This is a genomic window from Pseudoxanthomonas sp. X-1 (genome assembly GCF_020042665.1).
Classification (GTDB): Bacteria; Pseudomonadota; Gammaproteobacteria; order Xanthomonadales; family Xanthomonadaceae; genus Pseudoxanthomonas_A; species Pseudoxanthomonas_A spadix_A.
In genome coordinates this window covers 3,193,736-3,218,735 of the sequence record NZ_CP083376.1, presented here as the reverse complement: position 1 = coordinate 3,218,735, position 25,000 = coordinate 3,193,736, and the positions used below count along the sequence as shown (strand labels likewise).

At 68.6% G+C, this 25,000-nt stretch carries 20 protein-coding genes and 6 tRNA genes; 12 read left to right on the top strand and 14 right to left on the bottom strand.

The window, feature by feature from the left end:
• Positions 1 to 97: 97 nt before the first annotated feature.
• The 3 genes from miaA to hflX all read left to right on the top strand — a co-directional run bounded on the left by miaA (position 98) and on the right by hflX (position 2,989).
• Positions 98 to 1,054, top strand: coding sequence for a tRNA (adenosine(37)-N6)-dimethylallyltransferase MiaA (gene miaA, locus LAJ50_RS14435; RefSeq protein ID WP_138651490.1), 957 nt, complete (start codon positions 98 to 100; stop codon positions 1,052 to 1,054).
• 149 nt (positions 1,055 to 1,203) lie between these two features.
• Positions 1,204 to 1,488, top strand: coding sequence for an RNA chaperone Hfq (gene hfq / locus LAJ50_RS14430; RefSeq protein ID WP_130549846.1), 285 nt, complete (start codon positions 1,204 to 1,206; stop codon positions 1,486 to 1,488).
• Positions 1,489 to 1,630: 142 nt separating this feature from the next.
• Entirely contained in the window at positions 1,631 to 2,989 is a 1,359-nt protein-coding gene (gene hflX / locus LAJ50_RS14425) for a ribosome rescue GTPase HflX (protein WP_130549845.1), read from the top strand.
• A gap of 16 nt (positions 2,990 to 3,005) precedes the next feature.
• On the opposite strand, the gene LAJ50_RS14420 is transcribed toward hflX, so the two are convergent.
• The 8 genes from LAJ50_RS14420 to LAJ50_RS14385 form a co-directional block, all read right to left on the bottom strand.
• Positions 3,006 to 3,551, bottom strand: a complete 546-nt coding sequence (locus LAJ50_RS14420; RefSeq protein ID WP_138651488.1) for a phosphatase PAP2 family protein — start codon at positions 3,549 to 3,551, stop codon at positions 3,006 to 3,008.
• Positions 3,535 to 4,677 carry a glycosyltransferase family 1 protein gene (locus LAJ50_RS14415; protein WP_138651486.1) on the bottom strand — a complete coding sequence of 381 codons (1,143 nt, stop codon included), beginning with the start codon at positions 4,675 to 4,677 and terminating at the stop codon, positions 3,535 to 3,537. The genes LAJ50_RS14420 and LAJ50_RS14415 overlap by 17 nt, the downstream gene beginning before the upstream one ends.
• Positions 4,678 to 4,778: 101 nt before the next feature.
• Positions 4,779 to 6,032 (bottom strand): EAL domain-containing protein, encoded by a 1,254-nt coding sequence (locus LAJ50_RS14410; RefSeq protein WP_130549842.1) that lies wholly within the window; start codon positions 6,030 to 6,032, stop codon positions 4,779 to 4,781.
• Between the two features lie 182 nt (positions 6,033 to 6,214).
• Positions 6,215 to 7,747, bottom strand: a complete 1,533-nt coding sequence (ppx, locus tag LAJ50_RS14405) for an exopolyphosphatase (RefSeq protein ID WP_138651484.1) — start codon at positions 7,745 to 7,747, stop codon at positions 6,215 to 6,217.
• A gap of 58 nt (positions 7,748 to 7,805) precedes the next feature.
• Entirely contained in the window at positions 7,806 to 9,887 is a 2,082-nt protein-coding gene (gene ppk1, locus LAJ50_RS14400; RefSeq protein ID WP_138651482.1) for a polyphosphate kinase 1, read from the bottom strand.
• Positions 9,884 to 11,218, bottom strand: coding sequence for a phosphate regulon sensor histidine kinase PhoR (gene phoR, locus LAJ50_RS14395; protein ID WP_138651480.1), 1,335 nt, complete (start codon positions 11,216 to 11,218; stop codon positions 9,884 to 9,886). The genes ppk1 and phoR overlap by 4 nt, the downstream gene beginning before the upstream one ends.
• A 133-nt stretch (positions 11,219 to 11,351) precedes the next feature.
• Positions 11,352 to 12,041, bottom strand: coding sequence for a phosphate regulon transcriptional regulator PhoB (gene phoB / locus LAJ50_RS14390; protein WP_130519977.1), 690 nt, complete (start codon positions 12,039 to 12,041; stop codon positions 11,352 to 11,354).
• 95 nt (positions 12,042 to 12,136) lie between these two features.
• A complete protein-coding gene (locus LAJ50_RS14385; RefSeq protein WP_224096329.1) occupies positions 12,137 to 13,801 on the bottom strand; it encodes a M48 family metalloprotease in 1,665 nt (554 codons plus the stop codon).
• Between the two features lie 147 nt (positions 13,802 to 13,948).
• On the opposite strand from LAJ50_RS14385, the gene grxC reads away from it, so the two are divergent.
• The 3 genes from grxC to LAJ50_RS14370 all read left to right on the top strand — a co-directional run bounded on the left by grxC (position 13,949) and on the right by LAJ50_RS14370 (position 16,310).
• Positions 13,949 to 14,218: a glutaredoxin 3 gene (grxC, locus tag LAJ50_RS14380; RefSeq protein WP_130519979.1), complete on the top strand. Its 270-nt coding sequence runs from the start codon at positions 13,949 to 13,951 to the stop codon at positions 14,216 to 14,218.
• Positions 14,215 to 14,610, top strand: coding sequence for a carboxymuconolactone decarboxylase family protein (locus LAJ50_RS14375; RefSeq protein ID WP_138651478.1), 396 nt, complete (start codon positions 14,215 to 14,217; stop codon positions 14,608 to 14,610). Before grxC ends, LAJ50_RS14375 begins: the two co-directional genes overlap by 4 nt.
• Before the next feature lie 692 nt (positions 14,611 to 15,302).
• Positions 15,303 to 16,310: an isocitrate dehydrogenase gene (locus tag LAJ50_RS14370; protein ID WP_138651476.1), complete on the top strand. Its 1,008-nt coding sequence runs from the start codon at positions 15,303 to 15,305 to the stop codon at positions 16,308 to 16,310.
• 119 nt (positions 16,311 to 16,429) lie between these two features.
• Here the strand turns inward: LAJ50_RS14370 and LAJ50_RS14365 are convergent, their stop codons facing one another.
• The 6 genes from LAJ50_RS14365 to LAJ50_RS14340 all read right to left on the bottom strand — a co-directional run bounded on the left by LAJ50_RS14365 (position 16,430) and on the right by LAJ50_RS14340 (position 17,992).
• Positions 16,430 to 17,203, bottom strand: coding sequence for a Bax inhibitor-1/YccA family protein (locus LAJ50_RS14365; RefSeq protein ID WP_138651558.1), 774 nt, complete (start codon positions 17,201 to 17,203; stop codon positions 16,430 to 16,432).
• Positions 17,204 to 17,238: 35 nt separating this feature from the next.
• Positions 17,239 to 17,324, bottom strand: a tRNA-Leu gene (locus LAJ50_RS14360).
• Positions 17,325 to 17,531: 207 nt separating this feature from the next.
• Positions 17,532 to 17,607, bottom strand: a tRNA-Lys gene (locus LAJ50_RS14355).
• Positions 17,608 to 17,681: 74 nt separating this feature from the next.
• Positions 17,682 to 17,758, bottom strand: a tRNA-His gene (locus tag LAJ50_RS14350).
• 36 nt (positions 17,759 to 17,794) lie between these two features.
• A tRNA-Arg gene (locus LAJ50_RS14345) sits at positions 17,795 to 17,871 on the bottom strand.
• A 44-nt stretch (positions 17,872 to 17,915) separates the two neighbouring features.
• Positions 17,916 to 17,992: transfer RNA gene (locus LAJ50_RS14340), tRNA-Pro, on the bottom strand.
• 263 nt (positions 17,993 to 18,255) lie between these two features.
• Between LAJ50_RS14340 and tig the strand changes: the two genes are divergently transcribed.
• The 6 genes from tig (at position 18,256) to LAJ50_RS14310 (ending at position 24,982) form a co-directional block, all read left to right on the top strand.
• Positions 18,256 to 19,548, top strand: a complete 1,293-nt coding sequence (gene tig / locus LAJ50_RS14335) for a trigger factor (protein ID WP_138651474.1) — start codon at positions 18,256 to 18,258, stop codon at positions 19,546 to 19,548.
• A 129-nt stretch (positions 19,549 to 19,677) separates the two neighbouring features.
• Complete coding sequence (gene clpP, locus LAJ50_RS14330) at positions 19,678 to 20,304, top strand: ATP-dependent Clp endopeptidase proteolytic subunit ClpP (protein ID WP_130519989.1); 627 nt, start codon at positions 19,678 to 19,680, stop codon at positions 20,302 to 20,304.
• Positions 20,305 to 20,534: 230 nt separating this feature from the next.
• Positions 20,535 to 21,821 (top strand): ATP-dependent Clp protease ATP-binding subunit ClpX, encoded by a 1,287-nt coding sequence (clpX, locus tag LAJ50_RS14325; RefSeq protein ID WP_130549837.1) that lies wholly within the window; start codon positions 20,535 to 20,537, stop codon positions 21,819 to 21,821.
• A 145-nt stretch (positions 21,822 to 21,966) separates the two neighbouring features.
• A complete protein-coding gene (gene lon / locus LAJ50_RS14320) occupies positions 21,967 to 24,408 on the top strand; it encodes an endopeptidase La (RefSeq protein WP_130549836.1) in 2,442 nt (813 codons plus the stop codon).
• Positions 24,409 to 24,618: 210 nt separating this feature from the next.
• Entirely contained in the window at positions 24,619 to 24,891 is a 273-nt protein-coding gene (locus tag LAJ50_RS14315; protein WP_130549835.1) for an HU family DNA-binding protein, read from the top strand.
• 16 nt (positions 24,892 to 24,907) lie between these two features.
• Positions 24,908 to 24,982: transfer RNA gene (locus LAJ50_RS14310), tRNA-Val, on the top strand.
• Positions 24,983 to 25,000: the final 18 nt, after the last annotated feature.

Here is a 25,000-nt window from a genome sequence, read left to right as displayed (position 1 = left end):
GTTCATGGGCTTCAGAGAGAGGTCGATCGCCAAGCGCCGACTAAGCCCGCCCCTGGCGCAATGGACCCCTCGCCCGACACCCCGCAGACTGTCGCGCATGTCGAACCTGCTGCCGCCGCCTGCCATCGCCCTGCTCGGGCCCACCGCCTCGGGCAAGTCCGCGCTGGCGCTGGACTGGGCGCAGCGGCTGGGGGGGGAGATCGTCAGCATCGATTCGGCCCTGGTCTATCGCGGCCTGGACATCGGCGCGGCCAAGCCCAGCGCCGAGGAGCAGGGGCGGGTGCCGCATCACCTGATCGACGTGCGCGATCCCTGGCAGACGTATTCGGCCGCTGAGTTCGCGCTCGATGCGCGCGCCGCCATCGACGCCATCCTCACGCGCGGCCGCATCCCGATCCTGGCGGGCGGTACCGGCCTGTACTTCCAGGCGTTGACCGAAGGCCTGGCCGCCATGCCGCAGGCCGATTCCGCGCTGCGGGCCGCCATCGCCGCCGAGGCCACCGCCCAAGGCTGGCCCGCACTGCACGCGCAGCTGGCGCAGGTCGATCCGCAGGCAGCGGCCAGGATCAAGCCGACCGATCCGCAGCGCATCCAGCGCGCGCTGGAGGTCTACCGCCTCAGCGGCAAGCCGATCAGCGCCTGGCAGGCCGAAGGTCGCGGCGGCGCGCGCCTGCCCGTGCGCCTGCTCAGACTGGCGCTGGCGCCGGCCGACCGGGCGGTGCTGCATGCGCGCATCGCGCAGCGCTTCGACAGCATGCTCGCGGCCGGATTCCTCGATGAAGTGCGCGCGCTGCGGGCGCTGCCGCAGATGCAGGCCGCCCCGGCGCCGCTGGACCTGCCGGCGGTGCGCGCGGTCGGCTACCGCCAGGCCTGGGAGTTCCTGGACGGGCAGGGCAACGCGGAAGACTTCCGCACCCGCGCCATCGCCGCCACCCGGCAGCTGGCCAAGCGCCAGTTCACCTGGCTGCGTGCACGACCGGACCTGCGCTGGTTCGATCCCGCGACCCAGCGTGCCGGGCTGGAAGACGCGCTGGCGCTGTTTCTGGGCCATTGAGGCGACGGCTGGCGAAAACCGCGACGCGGCGTCTGGTCAATCCGCCGGCCTTGTGTAATATCGGTTGACCGGCCGCGGTTCGGGGAGCAGTCACCGCGCCGGCCCATTACAAGAACAGTCCCATCGAAAGAATGGGCGGGAGCATTCGCATGTCCAAGGGGCAATCCCTGCAGGATCCTTTCCTCAACGCGCTGCGGCGCGAGCGGGTTCCGGTCTCGGTCTACCTGGTCAACGGCATCAAGCTGCAGGGCACGATCGAGTCGTTCGACCAGTTCGTGGTCCTGCTGCGCAACACCGTCAGCCAGATGGTCTACAAGCACGCCATCTCCACCGTGGTGCCGGCGCGCAACGTGCGCGTGGGGCCGGGCGGTGGCTACGTCCAGCCGGGCGCGGACGGTGCTGAACCGGCCTCGGACGATCCCGAAGACGAGTAATCCCCCCTTGTCGCCCGCATCAGCGTCGGGCGTCCATTGGTCGGAACGGGCGCCGCGGGCGCCCGCCGGCGGTTGAAGCCGGGCATGGTCGCCACCATCCTGTGGACCTTGTCCGTGATTGCCGTGACCGATGCCGACCGAGTTGTTCGAACGTTCCCGCCGGGGCGAACACGCCCTGCTGATCCAGCCGGTGCGCGGGGGAACCGCCGCCGCCTCCAGTGACGAGGACGCCGCCGAGGAGTTCACCGAGCTGGCGCGCTCGGCCGGCGCGACCATCGCCGCGCTCGTCACCGCCCGCGCCGACCGCCCCAGCCCCTCGACCTTCATCGGCAGCGGCAAGCTGGAGGAGGTCAAGGCCGCGGCCGACGCGACCGGCGCCGACCTGATCCTGGTCAACCACGCCCTGACCCCGGGCCAGGAGCGCAACCTGGAAAAGGCCCTGGAGCGCCGCGTGCTGGACCGCACCGGGCTGATCCTGGACATCTTCGCCCAGCGCGCGCGCAGCCACGAAGGCAAGCTGCAGGTCGAGCTGGCCCAGCTCAAGCACATCGCCACGCGCCTGGTGCGCGGCTGGACTCACCTGGAGCGCCAGCGCGGCGGCTCCATCGGCCTGCGCGGCCCGGGTGAGACCCAGCTGGAAACCGACCGCCGCCTGCTGCAGAAGCGCGTGGACCAGCTGCAGAAGCGGCTGGAAAAGGTCGAGGTGCAGCACACCCAGATGCGCCGGGCGCGCGTGCGCAGCGAACTGCCGCGGGTGGCGCTGGTCGGCTATACCAACGCCGGCAAGTCGACTCTGTTCAACGCGCTGACCGGCGCGGAGGCGTATGCGGCCGACCAGCTGTTCGCCACGCTGGATCCCACCGTGCGCCGGGTGAACCTGGCCGGCGGCGCGGTGGTGCTGGCCGACACGGTCGGCTTCGTGCGCGATCTGCCGCACGAGCTGGTCGCCGCCTTCCGTTCCACCCTGTCCGAGGCGCGCGAGGCCGACCTGTTGCTGCACGTGGTCGACGCGGCCGATCCGCTGCGCGAGGAGCGCATGGCCCAGGTCGACCTGGTGTTGAACGAGATCGGCGCCGGCGACATCCCGCAGCTGCTGGTGTTCAACAAGATCGACCGCATCGAGGGCGCACAGCCGCGCCACGACGCGCCCGAGGGCGCGCCTGACGAGACGACCGAGCCCGGCACGCTCGGCCTGGCGCGCGAGCGGGTGTGGATCAGCGCCCGCGACGGCGTCGGCCTGGACCTGCTGCAGGACGCGCTCGCCCAGCGCCTGGGCCTGGAACGCATCCGCGGCGAAGTGCTGCTGCCGTCCAGCGCCGGCCGGCTGCGTGCCCGCCTGTTCGATCTGGAGGCCGTGCGCGGCGAGGCCCACGAAGAAGCCGGCTGGCGCCTGACCCTGGACATGGCGCGCAGCGACGCGCAGAAGCTGCTTTCCCAGCCCGGTGGCGAGGCCCTGCGTCCGCTGCTGCCTGCGGTGGAAGTGGAGCAGTGGGAAGCCTGAGCCTGGCGCGGCGCCCTCAGGCGAACAGGCTGACCCCCGGCACCACCCACAGCGCCAGCGCGGCCAGGCCGATGCCGATCGCGGTGGCCGCCAGCACATCGCTGGGATAGTGCAGGCCCAGCACCACGCGCGAGGTCGCCACGCAGGCGGTGAAGGGCAGCAGCAGCGGCGCCAGCGCCGGGTAATGCGCCAGCGCCACCAGGGTGAAGGCCACCGCATGCAGGGTGTGGCCGGAGGGGAAGGAGAACTCGTCCAGCGGCGCCACCCAGGCCTGGATGCGCACATCCGACGCGAACGGCCGCGGCCGCCGGGTCCAGCGCTTGAGGCCCTTGTACAGCACCAGCGCGATCGCGCCGGTCGCCGCCAGGTGCGCCGCCGCGGCCAGGCCGTGCCAGCCGTCGAACACGATCAGCGCGCCCATCAGCGCGTACCAGAACACGCCGTCGCCCAGGCGGCTGACGATGGCGAAGAAGCGCCGCACATCGCTGCGGCGGCCCAGGCGGTTGGCCAGCAGGCACACGTGGGCTTCGCGCGGCAGTGAGAGTTCAGACGGCGAGCGCATCGGCGGGCTCCTCGCGGGGATGGGCCAGCCCTGCCAGCAGGGCATCGAAGTCAGCGGCGACCTGGGCCGGCTGCAATGCCTGCACCGCCTGATGCGCCGCGGCGCCCATCGCGCGCAGCCGCTGTACGTCGCCGCCCAGTTCCAGCACCGATGCCACGAACTGCGCGTCCTCGGCGACCGCCGCGCCGTGCAGGCCGCTGCGCAGATGCTCGCGCGCTGCGCCGGAGTCGAATGCCACCGTCGCCAGGCCGCTGGCCATGGCTTCCAGGGTCACGTTGCCGAAGGTCTCGCTGCGGCTGGGGAACACGAACAGATCGGCGCTGGCGTAGTGCCGCGCCAGCTCGGCGCCGCGCTGCACGCCGCAGAACACGAAATCCGGATGGGCCTGCTGCAGCGCCGCGCGTTCCGGGCCATCGCCCACCCAGACCATGCGCGCCTGCGGCACGCGCGCCTGCAGGGCGCGGAAGGCCTCGACCGCCAGGCCCAGGTTCTTCTCGGCGGCGATGCGCCCCACCGACAGCAGTACCGGCGTGGCCTCGCCCGCGCCCCACAGCGCGCGCAGCGCGTCGCTGCGGAATTCCGGATGGAACTGGCCGGTATCCACCGCGCGCGCCAGGCGCTTGACCTTGCCGAAGCCCTGGTGCTGCAGCCACTGCGCCAGTTCGTGGGTCGGCACCAGCGTGGCGTTGCCGCGGTTGTGGAAACGGCGCATCCAGCCCAGCGCGACCGGCTGCAGCCAGGGCAGCCCGTAGTCGCCCATGTAGTGGTCGAAGCGCGTGTGGAAGCCGGTCGCCACCGGGATGCCCAGGCGCCGGGCGGCGTGCAGCGCCGACCAGCCCAGCGGGCCCTCGGTGGCCACGTAGATCGCGTCGGGGGCGAAGGCGCGGAAGTGCTCCTTCAGCTGCAGCGGCGCCGGCAGGCCGAAGCGCAGGCCGGGATAGCGCGGCAGGCCCGCGCCACGCACCAGTAGGGTGTCCGGGGAGGCGTCGCCGGTTCCCTCCTGGCGCGGGCGCACCACGCTGACGTGGTGGCCGCGCTGGCGCAGGCCGTCTTCCAGGCCCTGCACGGTCAGGGCCACGCCGTTGACTTCCGGCGGATAGGTCTCGGTGACGATCGCGTAGCGCATGGGCGCCTCCCGGGTTTGACACAGGGTGGGAGGCGTGGATGCAGCGCCGATGTCAGCGCGATGTCAGTTGCATGAAAGCCACGACGGGTCGCGGGCGCGGATCAGGGGAGGGCGGTATCGGGGCGCAGCAGGGTGCGCAGGTCGTCCTGCCCCAGCGGATGGGACAGGTAGTAGCCCTGGCCCTGGTCGACGCCGAGCGACTGCAGCGCCTCCAGTTCCTCGCGTGTCTCGACGCCTTCGGCGGTGATATGGCTACCGGTCTGGCGGCCGAAGCCGACGATCGCCGCGGCCATCGCCTGGCGCGCGCGGTCGCGGTCGATCTCGCGCGTCAGGCTGATGTCCATCTTGATGATGTCCGGGTGCAGGGTGAGGATGTGGCGCATGCTGGAGTAGCCGGCGCCGGCGTCGTCCACCGCGAAGCGCACGCCGGCCGCGCGCAGGCGCTCGATGATCACCTGCAGCGGCGGGTAGTCGTCCACCAGCGCATGCTCGGTCAGCTCCAGCACCAGCCTGTCGGCTTCGATCACATCCAGGTAGTCCAGGATGTCCTGGGCGACCAGGGTCTGCGGCGAAATGTTGACCGAGACATAAAAATCGCCGGGCATGTCGCGCAGGCCATCCAGCGCGGTCAGCATGGCGTTGATCTCCAGGCGCATGCCCAGGCCGATCTCCTTGGCCTCGTTGAACCACGCGTCGGGCGAGCGCTTGGGCTCCATGTCGAAGCGCGACAGGCATTCGACGCCGATCAGGGCGCGATCGTGCAGCCGGTAGATGGGCTGATAGACGGCGCGCGGCTGGCCCATTTCCAGCACGTCGCTGATGCGCGCGAGCTTCTCGTTGTGGTGGCGCACCGCATCCAGATCCCCTTCGACCTGCAGCGCGACCAGCTGGGCCAGGGCGCGCATCACGTGCAGATCGCGCTCGTCCAGCGTGGGCTTGGGCGCGAAGCCGAAACAGCAGAATGTGCCATAGACGCTGCCATCGGAGAGCTGGATCGGCACGCTCAGGTGCGAGCCGATCGGGATGTCCGTCGTTTCCGAGAGCCGCATCGCCTCGGGGACGCGGGCAGTGTCGGGAATCAGCGACGGCAGCCGGCCATCAACTACGCGCGGGCAGTAGCCGGCGTCCATGGACATGGTGTCGCCGCGATTGATGACCACGCGTCCCACCGGGTTGATGACGTGGCGGAAGATGCGATCGCGCGAGCCGAATTCGGACACGAAGGCCACGTCCATCTGCAGGTGGTCGCGCAGCACGCCCAGGATCTTCTCGATGTTGCGGTCGATCGAGATCGACGCCGACGTGATCTGCGTCAGCACCCGTTGGATGAGGTCTTCCGACTTGTCGTGCACCATGCAGCAGGCCCTCCGTGGACATCGCCGATGCCAGGCACAGGAACGTCGACACCAGCGCGGTCCTGCCTGTTTAGTTCAGCCAAACGTAACATTGGCCGCTGTTACAAGCGACCAGCGCCGGGCGCAAGTCGGTCAGAATCGCTGTACAGGAGACGCGCCGGGTGGGGCGACGATCGCGGCGGTCAGGTGACGAAGGGCTTGAAGGCCACGCCCAGGCCGGGCATATCGTCCGATTCGCCGATCAGGTCCGCGCGCAGCAGGGGGCGGGCGTCGATCCACTGCTTGTCCAGGAGCAGGCGCAGCGTATCGCCGTCCGCGGTCAGTTCCAGGGTCGGAATGGGCGTGGCGTCGTGCGCCCGGTGCAGCAGCACCGCCAGGCGCAGCAGCGCCGCCAGGCGCCGGACCGCCGGGATGCGGCGGTCCGGCAGCGCGTCGAAGGCCGTCTTGGGAATGCCGCGGCGGTGCGTGCGCACCAACGCGGCCAGCATCAGCTGTTCCTGGCGCGAGAAGCCGGCGATATCCGAATGCTCCAGCAGGTAGGCGCCGTGCACGTGGTACTGGCTGTGCGCGACGGCCTGGCCGATCTCGTGCAGGCGGGCGGCCCAGTGCAGCAGGCGGGCGTCGTCCTCGCCCAGGTCCCAGACCTTGGCGACCTGCTCGAACAGCCGCTGCGCCGTGGCATCCACGCGGTCGGCCTGCTCGGTGTCCACGCCGTAGCGCTGCATCATCGTGGCCACCGACAGCTCGCGCGGGTCGTCGCTGCCGCGGCGGCCGAGCATGTCGTACAGGATGCCTTCGCGCATGGCCGCCTTGCTGACCATCATCCGGTCGATGCCCAGCGCCTGGAACGCCGCCTCCATCACCAGCACGCCGCCGGCGATGATCGGCTGGCGGTCCTTGCTCAGGCTCGGCAGGTCGATCTGGTCCACGCGTTCGGCCTGCAGCAGGCGGTCGCGCACCTGGGGCAGGGCCTCGGCGGTGATCGCGCCCTTGGTGAGCTTCATGGCCGCGCAGATGTCGCCGATGGCCTTGGCCGTGCCCGACGAACCGATCGCCTCCTGCCAGCCCAGCGCGCGGTACTGCTGGGCGAACTGCTGCAGCTCGGCGGTGATCTCGGTCAGGGCCGACATCCAGCGCTTGCGCGAGAGCTTGCCGCCGGGGAAGAAGCGCCGCGTGCTGGCGATGCAGCCGACCTGGACGCTCTCGCGCTCCAGCGGCTGCAGGCCGCTGCCGATGATGAATTCCGTGGAGCCCCCGCCGATGTCGATCACCAGCCGGCGCGTACCCGGCTTCGGTGGCTGCGCCTGGGCCACGCCCAGGTAGATCAGGCGCGCCTCCTCGCGGCCGGATACCACTTCGATGGCGTGGCCGAGCGCGGCCTCGGCCGGCACCAGGAAGCTCTGCGGCAGCGCCAGCCGGCGCACGGTGTTGGTCGCCAGCGCGCGCACGCGCGAGGCGGGCAGCTCGCGGATGCGCTGGCCGAAGCGCGACAGGCAGTCGATCGCGCGCTGGTGAGCCTCCTGCGACAGTCCGCCGCGCGCGTCCAGGCCGTCGGCCATGCGCACGGTCTCGCGCAGGCGATCGATCACGCGCAGCTGGCCCTGGGTGTAGCGGGCCACGACCATGTGGAAGCTGTTGGACCCCAGGTCCACGGCGGCCAGCTGGTCGTTGTCCTGCAGCGGGCTGGAAAGGGTCTCGAGGAGCGTGAAAGGCATGGCGCGCATGGTAGCCGAAGCCGCTCCCTCGTCCGTGCCTGGACCGGCGGGCACGGCCTCAGAGCTTGGCCAGCAGCGTGCCCTGCGCCGAATGCGGCGCCTGGTCCGGACCGGGCGAGAGCTTGTGGTAGACCCCGTTGGTATCCAGCTCCCAGGCGTTGGTGTTGTCGTCCAGGTAGTTCTGCAGATGGTCGCGGAACACGCGCGCGGACAGCTTCTCGTCCAGGATCGGGAAGCAGGCCTCGACCCGGTTGAGCAGATTGCGCTCAAGCCAGTCGGCGCTGGCGCAGTACAGCTCCGGATCGCCGTCGTTGCCGAACCAGTACACGCGGCTGTGCTCCAGGAAGCGCCCGACGATCGAGCGCACCCGGATGTTCTCCGACACGCCCGGCACGCCCGGGCGCACGGTGCAGGCGCCGCGCACGATCAGGTCGATCTGCACGCCGGCCTGCGAGGCGGCGTACAGCGCGCGGATCACGCGCGGCTCGTTGATCGCGTTGACCTTGATGATGATCCGCGCCGGCCGCCCGGCGCGGGCGAAGCGCGCCTCGCGCTCGATCTTCTTGATCATCCCCGGGTGCAGGGTGAAGGGCGACTGCAGCAGCAGCTTGAGCTTGGTGGTCGGCGCCAGCCCGGAGAGCTGCTGGAACAGCAGGTGCACGTCGTTGCCGATGTCCTGGTTGGCGGTGATCAGCCCCAGGTCGGTGTAGGCGCGCGCGGTGCCGGCGTGGTAGTTGCCGGTGCCCAGGTGAACGTAGCGGCGCAGCTTGCGGCCCTCGCGGCGCACGATCAGCAGCATCTTGGCGTGGGTCTTGAAGCCGACCACGCCGTACACCACCTGCACGCCGGCGGCCTGCAGGCGGTCGGCCTGGCCCAGGTTGGCCTCCTCGTCGAAGCGCGCGCGCAGTTCCACCACGACGGTGACGTCCTTGCCGTTACGCGCGGCCAGCACCAGCGCATCGACGATGGCCGAGTCCTTGCCGGTGCGGTACAGCGTCTGCTTGATCGCCAGCACGTTGGGATCGGTGGCGGCCTGCTTGAGCAGCTCCAGCACCGGGGTGAAGGCATCGAAGGGATGGCTCAGCAGCACGTCGCCGTCGGCCACCGTCTCGAACATCGCATCGCCATCGCGCAGCTGGCGCGGGGTGAAGGGCGGGTACTTCAGCTCAGGGCGCTGCACCAGGTCGTAAACCTGGATCACGCGGTTGAGATTGACCGCGCCGTCGATGCGGTAGACCGCGTTCTCGGTCAGGCTGAAGTTCTCCAGCAGCGTGTTGACGATGGCCTTGGGGCAGTCGTGGGCGATCTCCAGGCGCACCGCCGGGCGGTAGCCGCGGCCGGCCAGCTCATCGCGCAGGGCCAGGGCCAGGTTCTCCACGTCCTCCTCGTCGACCACCAGCTCGGAGTTGCGGGTGACGCGGAACTGGTAGGCGCCCTTGACCTCCATGCCCGGGAACAGGTCGTCCACGAACGCCGACAGCACGCTGGAGAGCAGCACGAAGTCGTGCTCGCCGCCGGACACGCGCTGGGGCAGGTGGATGATGCGCGACAGCGAGCGCGGCGCACGCACGATGGCCATGTGGCCGGCGCGGCCGAACGCGTCCTTGCCCTTGAGCACCACCACGATGTTGAGCGACTTGTTGAGGATGCGCGGGAACGGGTGCGAGGGGTCCAGGCCCAGCGGCGAGAGCACCGGCATGATCTCGTTGCGGAAGTAGGCGCGCAGCCAGCGCTTCTGGCGCGCGTTCCACACCGACTGGCTGAGCACGCGCACGCCGGCCTCGTTCAGCGCCGGGCGCAGCACCTGGTTCCAGCACTTGTACTGGGCATCGACCAGCTCGGCGGCGCGGTCGTGGATGCGCGCCAGCACCGCGGCCGGCGTCAGGCCGTCGGGCCCCGGCGGCAGGCCGAAGTCCTGCGCGTGGCGCACGGTGGCGGCGCGGATCTCGAAGAACTCGTCCAGGTTGGTGCAGCTGATGCACAGGAAGCGCAGCCGCTCTAGCAGCGGCACGTTCCCGTCCAGCGCCTGGGCCAGCACGCGGAAATTGAAGTCCAGCTGCGACAGCTCGCGGTTGAAGTACAGCGACGCATCGCGCAGCGGATCTGCGACTTCAAGGTTCGGCTCGACGGCGGCGATCATGCGGGCAGGCTCTGCGGAAAGGGGAAGGCGGTTTCGCGCGGCTGCACGCGCGCCGGGCCGAAGTGGACCGAGAAGGTGCTGCCCTGGCCGACGGCGCTCTCGATCTCCAGCCGCGCCTGGTGCAGGTTCAGCACGTGCTTGACGATGGACAGGCCCAGGCCGGTGCCGCCGCTCTCGCGCGAGCGGCTGGTGGACACGCGGTAGAAGCGCTCGGTGACGCGCGGCAGGTGCGCGGCGGGGATGCCGTAGCCGGTGTCGCGCACGCTCAGCACCGCGCCGGCGCCCTCATGGGCCAGGCTGATGGTGATCGTGCCGCCGGCCGGGGTGTAGCGCACCGCGTTGCTGACCAGGTTGGAGAAGGCGCTGTGCAGTTCCTTGTTGGAGCCGCGCAGGTCGATGTCGCCGCTGTCTTCCACCACCACGGTCTGGCGGCCGCGGCTGAGCGCCTCGGCCTCGCGCCGCAGCGTGGCCAGCATCGGGGCCATGGCGATGGCGTCGTCGGCCAGGCTGTCCTGCACTTCCAGGCGCGAGAGCGTCAGCAGGTCCTCGACCAGCTGGGTCATGCGCGCGGACTGCTTCTGCATCTCGTCCAGGATCGGCTTCCACTCGGGCATCTCGTCGGCGTCGAGCATGTCCAGGTAGCCGTGCACCACGGTCAGCGGCGTGCGCAGCTCGTGGCTGACGTTGGCCACGAAGTCGCGACGCATCTCCTCCAGCCGGTTGAGCTTGCTGACATCGCGCGCCACCAGCAGCCAGTATTGGTCCGAGTAGGGGATCAGGCGCAGGTTCAGGCGCAGGTCCGGGTTGACCGGAGATGCGGCGTCGAGCATCGGCTCGGCGTTGCGCCCGGCGCTCAGCCAGTGCGCCATCGGCAGCGGCTGCAGGCGATCGACCACCGGCGCATGCAGATCGGCCGGATGGCGCAGGCCCAGCAGCGTGGTGCCGGCCTTGTTGAACCACTGCACGCGCTGGCTGTTGCGGTCGATCACCACCACCGCGTCCGGCAGCGCGGCCGCCGCGGCGCGGTAGGCGCGCAGCATCGCCAGCAGGCGCCGCTTGCGCGTGCGCATCTCGACCTGGCCACGGTGCAGCAGGCGGTCCAGCTCGTTCCACACGCCGTCGCCTTCGGCCGGCTTGATCCGCGCGCGTGCCGTCAGCCGGCGCAGCACCGCCCGCAGGCGCAGGAACTGCCAGGCCACCACGCACAGCGCGCCGACCGCCAGCACCGGCCAGAACGCGCCCGCCAGCCAGCCGACGACCGCGACGATCAGGAGCAGGGTGGCGAGGCGGAACAGGGTGCGGTTCCAGGCCGAGCGCAGGTGCTGAGGCATGTGGGGATTGTGAGTCAGAACGCGTGACAGGACGAGGAACGAACCAAGAGGAACGAGGAGCGAGCGAAAGCTGGCACGTCCTGGCCGCGCAGCGGCCAACGCGATCCTCGGTCCTCGGCGCTCGTTCCTGGCCTCAAGTGGAGACCGAGAAGCGATAGCCCGAGCCGCGCACGGTCTGCACCATGTTGTCCACGCCGTGCGGTTCGAGCGTCTTGCGCAGGCGGCGGATGTGGACGTCCACGGTGCGCTCCTCCACATAGACGCTGCCACCCCAGACGTGGTCGAGCAGCTGGGTGCGCGTGTAGACGCGCTCGGGATGGGTCATGAAGAAGTGCAGCAGGCGGTACTCGGTCGGGCCGATCGGCACCGGCGTGTCCTCGGCGAACACCCGGTGCGCCGCGCCGTCGATGCGCAGCGCGCCCAGGGCGATGCTGCCGTCCTCCTCGTCCTCGCGCGAGCGGCGCATGACCGCGCGGATGCGGGCCAGCAGTTCGCGCGCGGAGAACGGCTTGACCACGTAGTCGTCCACGCCCGCTTCCAGGCCGCCGACGCGGTCGTTTTCCTCGCCGCGCGCGGTCAGCATGATGATCGGTACCTCGCGGGTGAGCGCATCCTTGCGCCAGCGGCGCGCCAGCTCCAGGCCGCTGGTGCCGGGCAGCATCCAGTCCAGCAGGATCAGGTCGGGCACCTTGTCGGCGATGGCGCCCTGGGCCTCACGGGCATCGCCGGCGTGCACCGGCTCGAACTCGCCCTTGCGCAGGGCGAAGGCCACCATGTCACGGATGGCGGGTTCATCATCGACGATCAGGATGCGCTTCTGCACGGGACGGGGCCGGACGATTGGGGACGTGCGGCAGTAGACGACAATTTTGTGACTCGATTGTGACACCCGCCGCGGGCCTGTGCGCCCGCGGCCCCTCAGCGGTTGCGGTCCAGGTCCGGATCCTTGACCCCGGCATCGCGCAGGGCCAGCACCTCGGGGGTGATGGCGGCGATGCGGGCGTCGATGCGGGCCCGGGCGTAGTAGTCCAGCGCCTCGCGCTTCTTCAGGTTGGTCAGCTGGGTCAGGGCCTGCTCGGGGCGGCCGTTGAGGTAGGCGACCTGGGCGTAGGCCTCGCCGGCCCGGACCCCGTCGCCGGCCAGCTCGCAGGCGCGGGCATAGGCCTGCTGGAAGATCGGGTCCTGGGCGCTGGCGTCCAGCAGCGGCTGCAGCACGGCCTGGGCCTGCTGGCCGCCGGCGCGGTCGCCCTGGCCGTTGAGCACCTGGGCGTACCCCAGGGCCACGGCGCGGCTGTTGGGCGTGCGCGCCATCAGCTCCTTGAAGCGCGCCTTGGCGCCGGGCACGTCGCCGGCCCGGGCCTGGGCCTCGGCCAGGCCGATGCCCAGCCACTGGTTGCCGGGGGAGCGCTGCAGCAGCGGGGTCAGGGCGGCCACCGCGGCGCCGGCCTGGTTGTTGCGCAGCTGCGCCAGGGCCAGGCCGTACTGCTGGGGCTCGGTCAGTTCACCGGTGCTGCGGCGGATGCTCTCGTACTCGCGGATGGCCTGGTCGGGCGTGTTGGCGCTGAGCACGCGCAGGCGCTCCTTGGCCCACTGGAACAGCCCGGTCGCGCCATTGTCGAAGCTGGCCTGCGGCAGGGTCACCTGGAAGGGCAGCAGCGGGTTGTTGCTGCGCGCGCCGGCGGCGTACTCGCCCTCGCGCGGGCTGGACTCGACGATCTTGCCGCCCGGGGTGCTGACCGTGGTGATGACGTTCTTCTCGCGCTTGATCCGCTCGGCGCGGTCGTGGGCCTCGCTGATGCGCGAACTGGTGACCGGGTGGGTCTGCAGGTAGTCGGGTGTCTGCTCGCGCTCGCCGCCCTTGTTGGCGCGCATGGCCTGGTCCATGCGGCTGAAGAAGCCGGCCATCGCGTCGGGGTCGTAGCCGGCGCGGGCCAGGGTCTGGATGCCGATGCGGTCGGCCTCGGACTCGTTGGAGCGGGTGTAGTCGATCTGGCGCTGCTGCATCAGCCCCATGCCGCTGACCACCGCGGCCTGGGTCGCATCGCCGCTGGAATGGCCGCCGGCCGCCTGCGCGGCGATGATCGCGCCCAGCATGCCCAGCAGGATCGGGATCTGGTCGCGCTGGGCGCGCTCGACGCTGCGCAGCACGTGCTGCTGGGTGACGTGCGCGATCTCGTGCGAGAGCACCGCCGCCACTTCGTCCTCCCGCTCGGCGGTCAGCACCAGGCCGGAATTGACCGCGATGTAGCCCCCCAGCGTGGCGAACGCGTTGATCTGGCGGTCGCGGAGCATGAAGAAGGTGAAGGGCTGCGAGGGCCGGTCGCTGTTGGCCGCCAGCTTGCCGCCCACGCGGTCCAGCCAGTCGTCGATCAGCGGGTCGTCCAGCAGGTAGCCGTAGTTGCGCAGTTCGCGCAGGGTCATCGCGCCGTACTGCTGCTGGCGGGCGGGGGTGAGCAGTTCACCGGCCGATGAGCCGATGTCGGGCAGCCTGTCGGCCTGGGCGAACGCCAGCGGTGCGGCGATCAGCATGGTCAGGGCGGTGGCCAGCAGGGTCAGGCGCACGCGGTCGATCCCTCGATGCATCGGCGGAAATCCGCGCAGCATGGCGGTGCGCCTGTGTCCCGGGGTGAATCCGTGGTTAATCCGCAGCGTTGCATTGCGCCCTCTGGTCCGCCGGTGACATGCCACCATGATGCGTCTTCAGACCTTCCCACGTGCCGAGAATTCCCCATGAGCGCACCCCAGATCACCCTCTATTCCACCGCCGTCTGCCCGTACTGCGTGGCCGCCAAGAACTTCCTAAAGTCCAAGGGCCAGACCTGGACCGAGGTGCGCATCGACACCGATCCGGCCGAGCGCGAGAAGATGATGGCGCGCACCAGGCGCACCAGCGTCCCGCAGATCTTCATCGGCGAGACCCACGTCGGCGGCTACGACGACATGATGGCGCTGCACCGTGCCGGCAAGCTCGAGCCGCTGCTGGCCGGGGACGCGGCATGAGCCAGGGCGGGGAGACCGAGGCCGACCGCGTGCAGGCCTTCACCGAGTTCCGCCAGCGCATGAACCAGCGCATCCTGGCCGAGCCCAATCAGGTCGTGCGCCGGTTCTTCGCGCTCGATACGCAGACCTACCAGCCCGGCGCGCTGGACGTGAAGACCAAGGAGCTGCTCGGCCTGGTGGCTTCGATGGTGCTGCGCTGCGACGACTGCATCAGCTACCACGTGGCCCAGTGCAAGGAGGTCGGCGTGACCCGCGAGGAGTTCTTCGAGACCTTCTCGGTCGGGCTGGTGGTGGGCGGTTCGATCGTGATCCCGCACCTGCGGCGCGCCGTGGATTTCCTCGACCAGCTCGAAGGCGGTGCGCCGGCGCCTGCCGCGCACGATCACGGCTGACGGGCGGTTCTTTTGCTGGTCGGGGCGCTCGGTGCGAGGGCCTTGCCGCTCGCAAAGGTTGCGGTTCGGCTTCAACGGGGCAGCGGTCGGGTGGGCGGCGTCCACCTTTCTCTTTGTCGGGTCATCTGCCGCACCTGGCACACCCCTATCGTCGTTCCCGCGAATGCGGAAACCCAGGGACTTTCGCTCCGAGCACGAAGAACAGGTTCTTCTCGCGCTCCCGAGATCGCGTTGCGTTTGAGCGTTCTTCGGAAGGGCAGCGGTCCGGCGGGCGGGGGCCGCTTTCCCCTCAATCAGGGCAGCCTGCCCTGATTCGGGCGCTCGGCTTTATGCCTCGCCAGGCGCGGCCCCACGCGCCGGCCCGCTGCCGCGCGTCAGGTCACTGGGCTTAGGCTTGAGCCCCCTCCCGCGCGCGTAGCGCATTCACGTCACCGCACCCCGGCTAAGGACCCGATCCTGCGCACGGCGGCACTTTTCATGGCTCTTCAGGTATGCATTCTTAATGCATACCTGAATCGGCATACTCATGGTTTCACGATTGTTGACGACAAGATCGCCGGCTTTCTGAAGATTTAGAGGAACTTAGGGCATCCACGCCAATGGTTGCATTTGAGGGCAAGCGGCCGACCCGGCATACTGGCGAGCACCCCGCGCGCCACTCCTGCAGCGCGCCACAGCTTGGAACCCCCTCAATGACGCAAACCATCACGGTCATCCGCGGCGACGGCATCGGCCCGGAGATCATGGAAGCCACCCTGTACGTGCTCGACGCGCTCAAGGCCGGCCTGACCTATGAAGAAGCCGACGCCGGCCTGGTCGCGCTGGAGAAGCACGGCGACCTGCTGCCCGCCTCGACCTTGGCGTCGATCGAGAAGAACAAGGTCGCGCTGAAGAGCCCGCTGACCACGCCGGTGGGCGAGGGCTTCACCTCGATCAACGTGACCATGCGTCGCCACTTCGACCTGTACGCCAACGTGCGTCCGGCGATCTCCTTCCCCAACACCAAGTCGCGCTTCGGCAGCGGCGTGGATCTGATCACAGTGCGCGAGAACACCGAGGGCGCCTACCTGAGCGAGGGCCAGGAAGTCTCCGCCGACGGCGAAACCGCGGTGTCGATGGCGCGCGTGACCCGCAAGGGCTCCGAGCGCATCGTGCGCTACGCCTTCGACCTGGCCCGCGCCACCGGCCGCAAGAAGGTCACCCTGGTGCACAAGGCCAACATCATCAAGTCGACCTCGGGCCTGTTCCTGAAGGTCGGCCGCGAAGTGGCCAAGGACTACCCCGACATCGAGTGCAACGAGATGATCGTGGACAACACCTGCATGCAGCTGGTGATGCGTCCGGAGCAGTTCGACATCATCGTGACCACCAACCTGTTCGGCGACATCCTCTCGGACCTGTGCGCCGGCCTGGTCGGCGGCCTGGGCCTGGCCCCGGGCGCCAACATCGGCACCAATGCCGCGATCTTCGAGGCCGTGCACGGCTCGGCGCCGGACATCGCCGGGCAGGGCAAGGCCAATCCCTGCGCGCTGCTGCTCGCCGCCGCGCAGCTGCTCGACCATATCGGCCAGCCGGAGAACGCCACGCGCCTGCGCAAGGCGATCGTGGCCACGCTGGAGGCCAAGGATTCGGTCACCCCGGACCTGGGCGGCACCGGCAACACCATGGGCTTCGCCAAGGCCATCGCCAGCCGCCTCTGAGCCTGGCCATCCCCGCAACGAAAAAGGGCGCCTCACGGCGCCCTTTTTTCGTATGCACTTCGGTCAGTGAGCGAGAGGAGGGGCTTTCACGATTCTCCGCTCCCGATTCCCCATTCCCGTCAGTTCCGCGACTGCAGCTTGGACAGCAGGCGCAGGAACTCCGCGTACAGCCACACCAGCGTGACCATCAGGCCGAAGGCGCCGTACCACTCCATGTACTTGGGCGCGCCCGCGTCCACGCCGGATTCGATGAAATCGAAGTCCAGCACCAGGTTCAACGCCGCCACCACCACGACCACCAGGCTGATGCCGATGCTGACCACGCCCGAGCCGTGCAGGTAGGACACGTTCATGCCGAACAGCTGCATCACCATCGACACCAGGTACATCACCATGATGCCGCCGGTGGCCGCGACCACGCCCAGCTTGAAGTTCTCGGTCGCCTTGATCAGCCCGCTGCGATAGGCCATCAGCAGCGCGAACAGCGTGCCGAAGGTCAGCAGCACCGCCTGGAATACCACCCCGTGGAAGCGCATTTCGTACAGCGCCGAGACCGAGCCGAGGAAGAAGCCTTCCACCAGCGCGTACAGCGGCGCGGTGACCGGCGACCACTCCTTCTTGAACACCGTCACCAGCGCCAGCACGAAGCCGCCGATCGCGCCGCCGATCACATAGACCGCCGCGCCGGCGGCCGCCGCCATCTCGCCGTTGGGCAGGGTGATGGTGGACTGGTTCCAGGCGAAGGCCGCGGTCAGCAGGCTGAGCAGCAGCAGGAAGCCGGTCTTGTTGACCGTGCCGTTCAGGGTCATCGCCCCGCCGTCGCGGGTGACCACCGCGCCGGTGCCGAGGTCGAGGAACGTGGACTCTTTCAGAGCCGGATTGCCGCTGCGGATCATGCTGCCTCCCTGGGCGATATTTCGAATGATGCTGGTGCGAAAGGCGGGACTCGAACCCGCACGGGGGTTACCCGCTGGAACCTAAATCCAGTGCGTCTACCAGTTCCGCCACTTTCGCATGAGGTCGCGCGCATTCTACCTGTCCATTGAGACAGTCGGCGCTGACGATGCTGTTAGCGGTCGGCGTGCCGACTTCGCGATGCATGCGCCGGTGGGTGGGCCGGGACGAGCGATGGTCGCGCGCTGCATTTCGGCCTGCCGGCGCGGACGGCGTGCGAACCCGGAAAAGAAAGAAGGCGCCCAGAGCACTGGACGCCTTCCTGTTTGGTGGGCCGTCAAGGATTCGAACCTTGGACCTATTGATTAAGAGTCAACTGCTCTACCAACTGAGCTAACGGCCCCGAAAACTGGTCGCGCAGTATACGCGATGATTCGGTTTGTGCAACACCCTTGTCGAAGAAAGCCGATGCGAAAGTGGGGTGGCTGAGGGGACTCGAACCCCCGACATCTGGAATCACAATCCAGTACTCTAACCAACTGAGCTACAGCCACCACTGATACCGCATCCAGCCTCGTGCACCGGTGAATTGGCGCGCCCGACAGGAATCGAACCTGTAACCGCCGGCTTAGAAGGCCGGTGCTCTATCCAGTTGAGCTACGGGCGCCCGGCTGGATCGCATCCGGACTACATCGATCGGACCGCGTTGGATGGTCGGGGTAGAGGGATTCGAACCCCCGACATCCTGCTCCCAAAGCAGGCGCGCTACCAGACTGCGCTATACCCCGGAAACCGTGTGCGGGCCGGCGACTCGCCGGTCCCTGACCGACGTTGCCCGCCGGAAAGGACGCGTATTGTCTGGATGCGGGGTGCACCTGTCAACGCGCACGGACGCATTTGTGGTCAAACCGCGCCCGATCGGCGAAACTAGCGCGTTCGGCAAGGGGCCCCGACCGCGGCATCCGCGGCCCGCGTCCGAAGCAACCCCTTCAACCTTCAACAACGATGACCCGCGACCAGCCTTGCGTCGCGGTTGCAGGAGCTAAGTGAGATGACCGTTTCCGTCGAATCGACCGGCAGCCTTGGGCGCCGCATGAGCTTCACGCTGCCGGCCGAGCGCCTGGACAACCACATCGGCGGCCGCCTGCGCGAGCTCAGCCGCACCGTGCGCATCAAGGGCTTCCGCCCGGGCAAGGTGCCGGCCAAGGTGATCGAGCAGCGCTTCGGCAAGCAGGTGCGCGCCGAGGCTCTGGACGGGCTGCTGCGCGAGACCTTCGACTCGGCGGTGCGCGAACAGGCCCTGCAGCTGGCCGGCAATCCGCGTCTGGAGCCGGCCGGCGAGGGCGAGCTGGAGTGGGTCGCGACCTTCGAGGTGGTGCCGGACTTCGGCGAGATCGACGTCTCCAAGCTTAACGTCGTGCGCCACACCGCCGAGGTGACCGACGCCGACATCGACCAGATGATCGAGAACCTGCGCCTGCAGCGCCGCACCTTCGAGCCGGTGGACCGTCCCGCCGCCGAGGGCGACCGCGTCGCGCTGGAGACCTGGTCGCAGGCCGGCGGCGAGCGCCTGCCCGCCGAGGGCGTGGAGACCGGTGCGACCCTGATCGGCTCTGGCGTGATGTTCGCCGACATCGAGCAGGCCCTGGTCGGCATGGCCAAGGGCGAGGAGAAAGAGATCACCGTCGCCTTCCCGGCCGACTGGCGCGTGCCGCAGCTGGCCGGCAAGAGCGTCCAGGTGCACCTGAAGGTGACCGACGTGTCCGCCTCGGTGCTGCCGCCGGTGGACAAGGACTTCATCAAGAGCTTCGGCGTCAAGAGCGGCGACGAGGCCCAGTTCCGCGCCGATATCCGCACCAACTTGGAGCGCGAGCTCAAGGGCGCGCTGGCCAACCGCCTGCGCCGCGAGGTGGGTGAGCAGCTGATCGCCGCCTACGCCTCGGTCGAGATGCCCGAGCGCCTGGTCGAGAACGAGGCCCGCTCCATGCTGGCCCAGCAGGTCGAGCAGGCCCGCCGCCAGGGCCAGAACCTGCAGGTGCCGGACGACGCCTACCAGGGGTTCCTGGACCCGGCGCGCAAGCGCGTGCTGGTCGGCCTGCTGGTGGGCGAGGTCGCCCGCCGCAACGAACTGCGCCTGGACCCCAAGCGCGTGCAGGAAACCATGCGCCTGATCGCCTCCACCTACGAGGAGCCCGAGCAGGTCATTGAGTTGTACCGCAACGACCCCCAGATGATGGCTGGGCTGCAGTCCCGTGTGATGGAAGAGCAGGTGATCGACTGGATCGCCGAGCGCGCCCAGCACACGGAACAGGCCCTGTCCTTCCAGGACGCGATCCGGCAGTAACGGTCCCCGGTTTCGCCATCGGTCCGGCGCCCCAGGGCGCCGGCCGGTGCGGTGAGGCGGGATCCAGCGCAATCCACGTGTCCCCTTCGCGGGGGAGACGGATCCAACAACGACAAGGTGCCTCACTCCATGGATAACCTGACCAAGGCCTTGAACCTCGTTCCGATGGTGGTCGAGCAGACCAGCCGCGGCGAGCGCGCCTACGACATCTATTCCCGCCTGCTCAAGGAGCGCGTGATCTTCCTGGTCGGGCCGGTCGACGACCACGTGGCCAACGTGATCGTGGCGCAGATGCTGTTCCTCGAGGCCGAGAATCCCGAAAAGGACATCAGCTTCTACATCAACTCGCCCGGTGGCGTGGTCACCGCCGGCATGGCGATCTACGACACCATGCAGTACATCAAGCCGGACGTGAGCACCATCTGCGTCGGCCAGGCGGCCTCGATGGGCGCGCTGCTGCTGGCGGCCGGTGCGGCCGGCAAGCGTTACGCGCTGCCGAACTCGCGCGTGATGATCCACCAGCCGCTGGGCGGCTTCCAGGGCCAGGCCACGGACATCGACATCCATGCCCGCGAGATCCTGACCCTGCGCCACAAGCTCAACGAGATCCTGGCCAAGCACACCGGCCAGTCGCTGGAGACCATCGCCCGCGACACCGAGCGCGACAACTTCAAGAGCGCCCAGGACTCCAAGGCCTACGGCCTGGTGGACGAGGTGCTGGAGCGCCGTCCGGACGAGTCGATCCAGTCTGCCTGAACGAACGGCCGACTGGCCGGGATCCTTCGGCCCTCGCGCGCCGGGCGGCAACGACCCGGCGCGCGTCGTTTCCGCAGGCGAAGCCGCCCGGAGCGGTCCAGGGCCCGGAACTTGCAGACGGATTTCTGCGTTCCGGGCGCGGCGCCGGGCAGACGCCAACGGCGCCGATCCGGTGCTATTCTCGAAATCGAATGCCCCCGCGGGGGCAGCTGTGAGTGGGTAAAACAAGCATGAGCGAAGACCGCCAAGGCCGTTCCGGCGAGAGCAACAAAATCCTGTACTGCTCGTTCTGCGGAAAGAGCCAGCACGAGGTCCGCAAGCTGATCGCCGGCCCGAGCGTGTTCATCTGCGATGAATGCGTGGAGCTGTGCAACGACATCATCCGCGAGGAACTCGAGGAGAAGGCGCAGTCGGCGCGCAGCTCGCTGCCCAAGCCGCGCGAGATCCTCGAGGTGCTCGACCAGTACGTGATCGGCCAGCAGCGCGCCAAGCGCACGCTCGCCGTGGCCGTGTACAACCACTACAAGCGCATCGAGAGCCGGCAGAAGAGCGACGACGTCGAGCTGGCCAAGTCCAACATCCTGCTGGCCGGGCCGACCGGTTCGGGCAAGACGCTGCTGGCCGAGACGCTGGCGCGGCTGCTCAACGTGCCGTTCACCATCGCCGATGCGACCACGCTGACCGAGGCCGGCTACGTCGGCGAGGACGTGGAGAACATCATCCAGAAGCTGCTGCAGAAGTGCGACTACGACGTCGACAAGGCGCAGCAGGGCATCGTCTACATCGACGAGATCGACAAGATCTCGCGCAAGAGCGAGAACCCGTCGATCACCCGCGACGTGTCCGGCGAAGGCGTTCAGCAGGCGCTGCTGAAGCTGATCGAAGGCACCGTGGCCAGCGTCCCGCCGCAGGGCGGCCGCAAGCACCCGCAGCAGGAATTCCTGCAGGTGGACACCAAGAACATCCTGTTCATCTGCGGTGGTGCGTTCGCCGGCCTGGACAAGATCATCCAGGCGCGTTCGACCGAGGCCAGCGGCATCGGCTTCGGCGCCAAGGTCAAGTCCTCGGAGAAGAAGCCGGAGATCGGCAAGGTGCTGTCCGAGGTCGAGCCGGAGGACCTGATCAAGTTCGGCCTGATCCCCGAGTTCGTCGGCCGCCTGCCGGTGGTCGCCACGCTGGAGGAGCTGGACGAGCCGGCGCTGGTGAAGATCCTGACCGAACCGAAGAACGCCATCACCAAGCAGTTCAAGCGGCTGTTCGACATGGAGGGCGTTGAGCTGGAATTCCGCCCCGACGCGCTGTCGGCGATCGCGCGCAAGGCGCTCAAGCGCAAGACCGGCGCCCGCGGCCTGCGCACCATCGTCGAGTCGGTGCTGCTGGACACCATGTACGACCTGCCGTCGCTGGAAAACGTCGGCAAGGTGGTGGTGGACGAGTCGGTGATCGAGCACAAGTCCGAGCCCTACCTGATCTACCAGAATCCGCCGGTCGCGCCCAAGGTTGCATCGGCCGAATGATCGGGTAAGTCCTTGATCGCGAAAGGGCTCCGGATTCTCGCTTGCATCGCCCAGCCAATGGCCCCATAACGGGGCCATTGGCATTTTTGCGGCACGTGTTCGCACTGCTTCCAAGCCTGCCTCCCCGCACTCTCCTGGAGCCCCCATGGCCCGTACCGAACCCCAGATCCTGGACCTGCCCGTGCTGCCGCTGCGCGACGTGGTGGTCTTCCCGCACATGGTCATCCCGCTGTTCGTCGGCCGCGACAAGTCGATGCGCGCGCTGGAGCAGGCCATGGCCGCCGACAAGCGCATCCTGCTGGTCGCGCAGAAGTCGGCCGACACCGACGACCCGACCGCGGCCGACCTCTACCAGATCGGGACCCTGGCCCAGGTGCTGCAGCTGCTGAAGCTGCCCGACGGCACGATCAAGGTGCTGGTCGAGGGCATCGCGCGCGTGGCGGTCAGCGAGATCGTCGAGCGCGAGCAGTCGCTGTACGGGCAGGGCGAGGAGATCGAAACCGACGAGGCCGCCGAGTCGCGCGAGATCGAGGCCGTCGCCCGCTCGCTGATGAGCCTGTTCGAGCAGTACGTCAAGACCAACCGCAAGCTGCCGCCGGAGCTGTTGCAGACCCTGGCCGGCATCGACGAGCCGGGGCGCCTGGCAGACACCATCGCCGCGCACCTGGGCGTGCGCCTGAGCGACAAGCAGCGTTTGCTCGAAACCATTCCGGTCGGCGAGCGGCTGGAGCTGCTGGTCGGTTTCGTCGACGGCGAAATCGACGTGCAGCAGCTGGAGAAGCGCATCCGCGGCCGGGTCAAGTCGCAGATGGAGAAGTCCCAGCGCGAGTACTACCTCAACGAGCAGATGAAGGCGATCCAGAAGGAGCTGGGCGAGCTGGACGACGCGCCCAACGAGCTGGAGGAGCTGACCCGCAAGATCGCCGCCGCCGGCATGCCCAAGGCGGTGGAGACCAAGGCGCGCAACGAGCTCAACAAGCTCAAGCAGATGTCGCCGATGTCGGCCGAGGCCGCGGTGGTGCGCAACTACCTGGACTGGATCCTGGGCGTGCCGTGGAAGAAGCGCTCCAAGGTGCGCAAGGACCTCAAGGTCGCCCAGGAGACGCTGGACGCCGACCACTACGGCCTGGAGAAGGTCAAGGAACGCATCCTCGAGTACCTCGCCGTGCAGTCGCGCGTGAAGCAGATGAAGGGCCCGATCCTGTGCCTGGTCGGGCCGCCGGGCGTGGGCAAGACCTCGCTGGGCCAGTCCATCGCCAAGGCCACCAACCGCAAGTTCGTGCGCATGGCGCTGGGCGGCGTGCGCGACGAGGCCGAGATCCGCGGCCATCGCCGCACCTACGTCGGCTCGATGCCGGGCCGCATCGTGCAGAACCTCAACAAGGTCGGCACCAAGAACCCGCTGTTCGTGCTGGACGAGATCGACAAGATGTCGATGGACTTCCGCGGCGATCCGTCCTCGGCCCTGCTGGAAGTGCTCGACCCCGAGCAGAACCACACCTTCAACGACCACTACCTGGAAGTGGACCTGGACCTGTCGGACGTGATGTTCGTGGCGACCTCCAACTCGCTCAACATCCCCGGCCCGCTGCTGGACCGCATGGAAGTGATCCGCATCCCCGGCTATACCGAGGAGGAGAAGCTCAACATCGCCCAGCGCTACCTGGTGCCCAAGCAGCTCAAGGCCAATGGCCTCAAGCCCGACGAGCTGAAGATCGAGGAGAGCGCGGTGCGCGACATCGTGCGCTACTACACGCGCGAATCCGGCGTGCGCAGCCTGGAGCGCGAGATCGCCAAGATCTGCCGCAAGGTGGTCAAGGAGATCGCGCTGGCCGGTCCGCAGCCGGAGAAGAAGACCAAGAAGGGGCAGGCGCGCATCGTGGTGTCCGAGAAGAACCTGGAGAAGTACCAGGGCGTGCGCCGCTTCGACTTCGGCCGCGCCGAGGAAGCCAACGAGATCGGCCTGGTCACCGGCCTGGCCTGGACCGAGGTCGGCGGCGACCTGCTGCAGATCGAAGTGACGCTGGTGCCGGGCAAGGGCGGCATGACCCTCACCGGTCAGCTCGGCGATGTGATGAAGGAATCGGCCTCGGCCGCGCTGTCGGTGGTGCGCTCGCGCGCCGAGAGCTTGGGCATCGATACCGAGTTCCTGCAGAAGCAGGACGTGCATCTGCACGTGCCCGACGGCGCCACGCCCAAGGACGGTCCGAGCGCCGGCATCGCCATGGTGACCGCGCTGGTGTCCACGCTGACCCGCAACCCGGTCAAGGCCGAGGTGGCGATGACCGGCGAGATCACCCTGCGCGGCCGCGTCTCGGCGATCGGTGGCTTGAAGGAGAAGCTGCTGGCGGCCATGCGCGGCGGCATCACCACCGTGGTCATCCCGGAGGAGAACCGCAAGGATCTGGCGGACATCCCCGAGTCGGTGCTCAAGGGCATGAAGATCGTGCCGGTCAAGTGGATCGACGAGGTGCTGGACCTGGCGCTGGAACGCCCGGTCGGGCCGGTCGGCGGCTCGGGCGGAGACAAGGGCGTGGAGGTGCCGCAGGCGGCCAAGCCTGCGCCGCAGCGCGATGTCAAGCATTGACTTCGCGCGGTTCATGAAGCTTGAAACCCGCTGAAACCCGCGCCGTTATTAGGTTTTTCGGTTGCGGCACCGGGGTGCGGCTGGTATAAAAGCCGCACCCGAGGACGTCCCCAACGGTCGTCCGCAGCGGGATCCAAACCGGCCCGACGTGGCGCAAGCCCCGGGCCGGTCACACATTCAGCGGTTGCATGCCGCACATGGAGTATCTCAATGAACAAAGCCGAATTGATCGAGGCTGTCGCCAGCCGTTCCGACCTGAGCAAGGCTGATTCCACCCGTGCCGTCGACGCCGTCGTGGCCAGCATCACCGACGCGCTGAAGGGCGGCGACTCGGTCACCATCGTGGGCTTCGGCACCTTCCAGGTGCGTGGCCGCGCCGCGCGCACGGGCCGCAACCCGAAGACCGGCGAGAACATCGAAATCGCCGCTTCGAAGAATCCGGCATTCAAGGCTGGCAAGGCTCTGAAGGACGCTGTAAACTAATCCGCTCAGCTCGCCAGGGTGCTTAGCTCAGCGGTAGAGCGTCTCCTTTACACGGAGAGGGTCGGGGGTTCGAAACCCTCAGCACCCACCAAGCACCACAGCCAAGAGT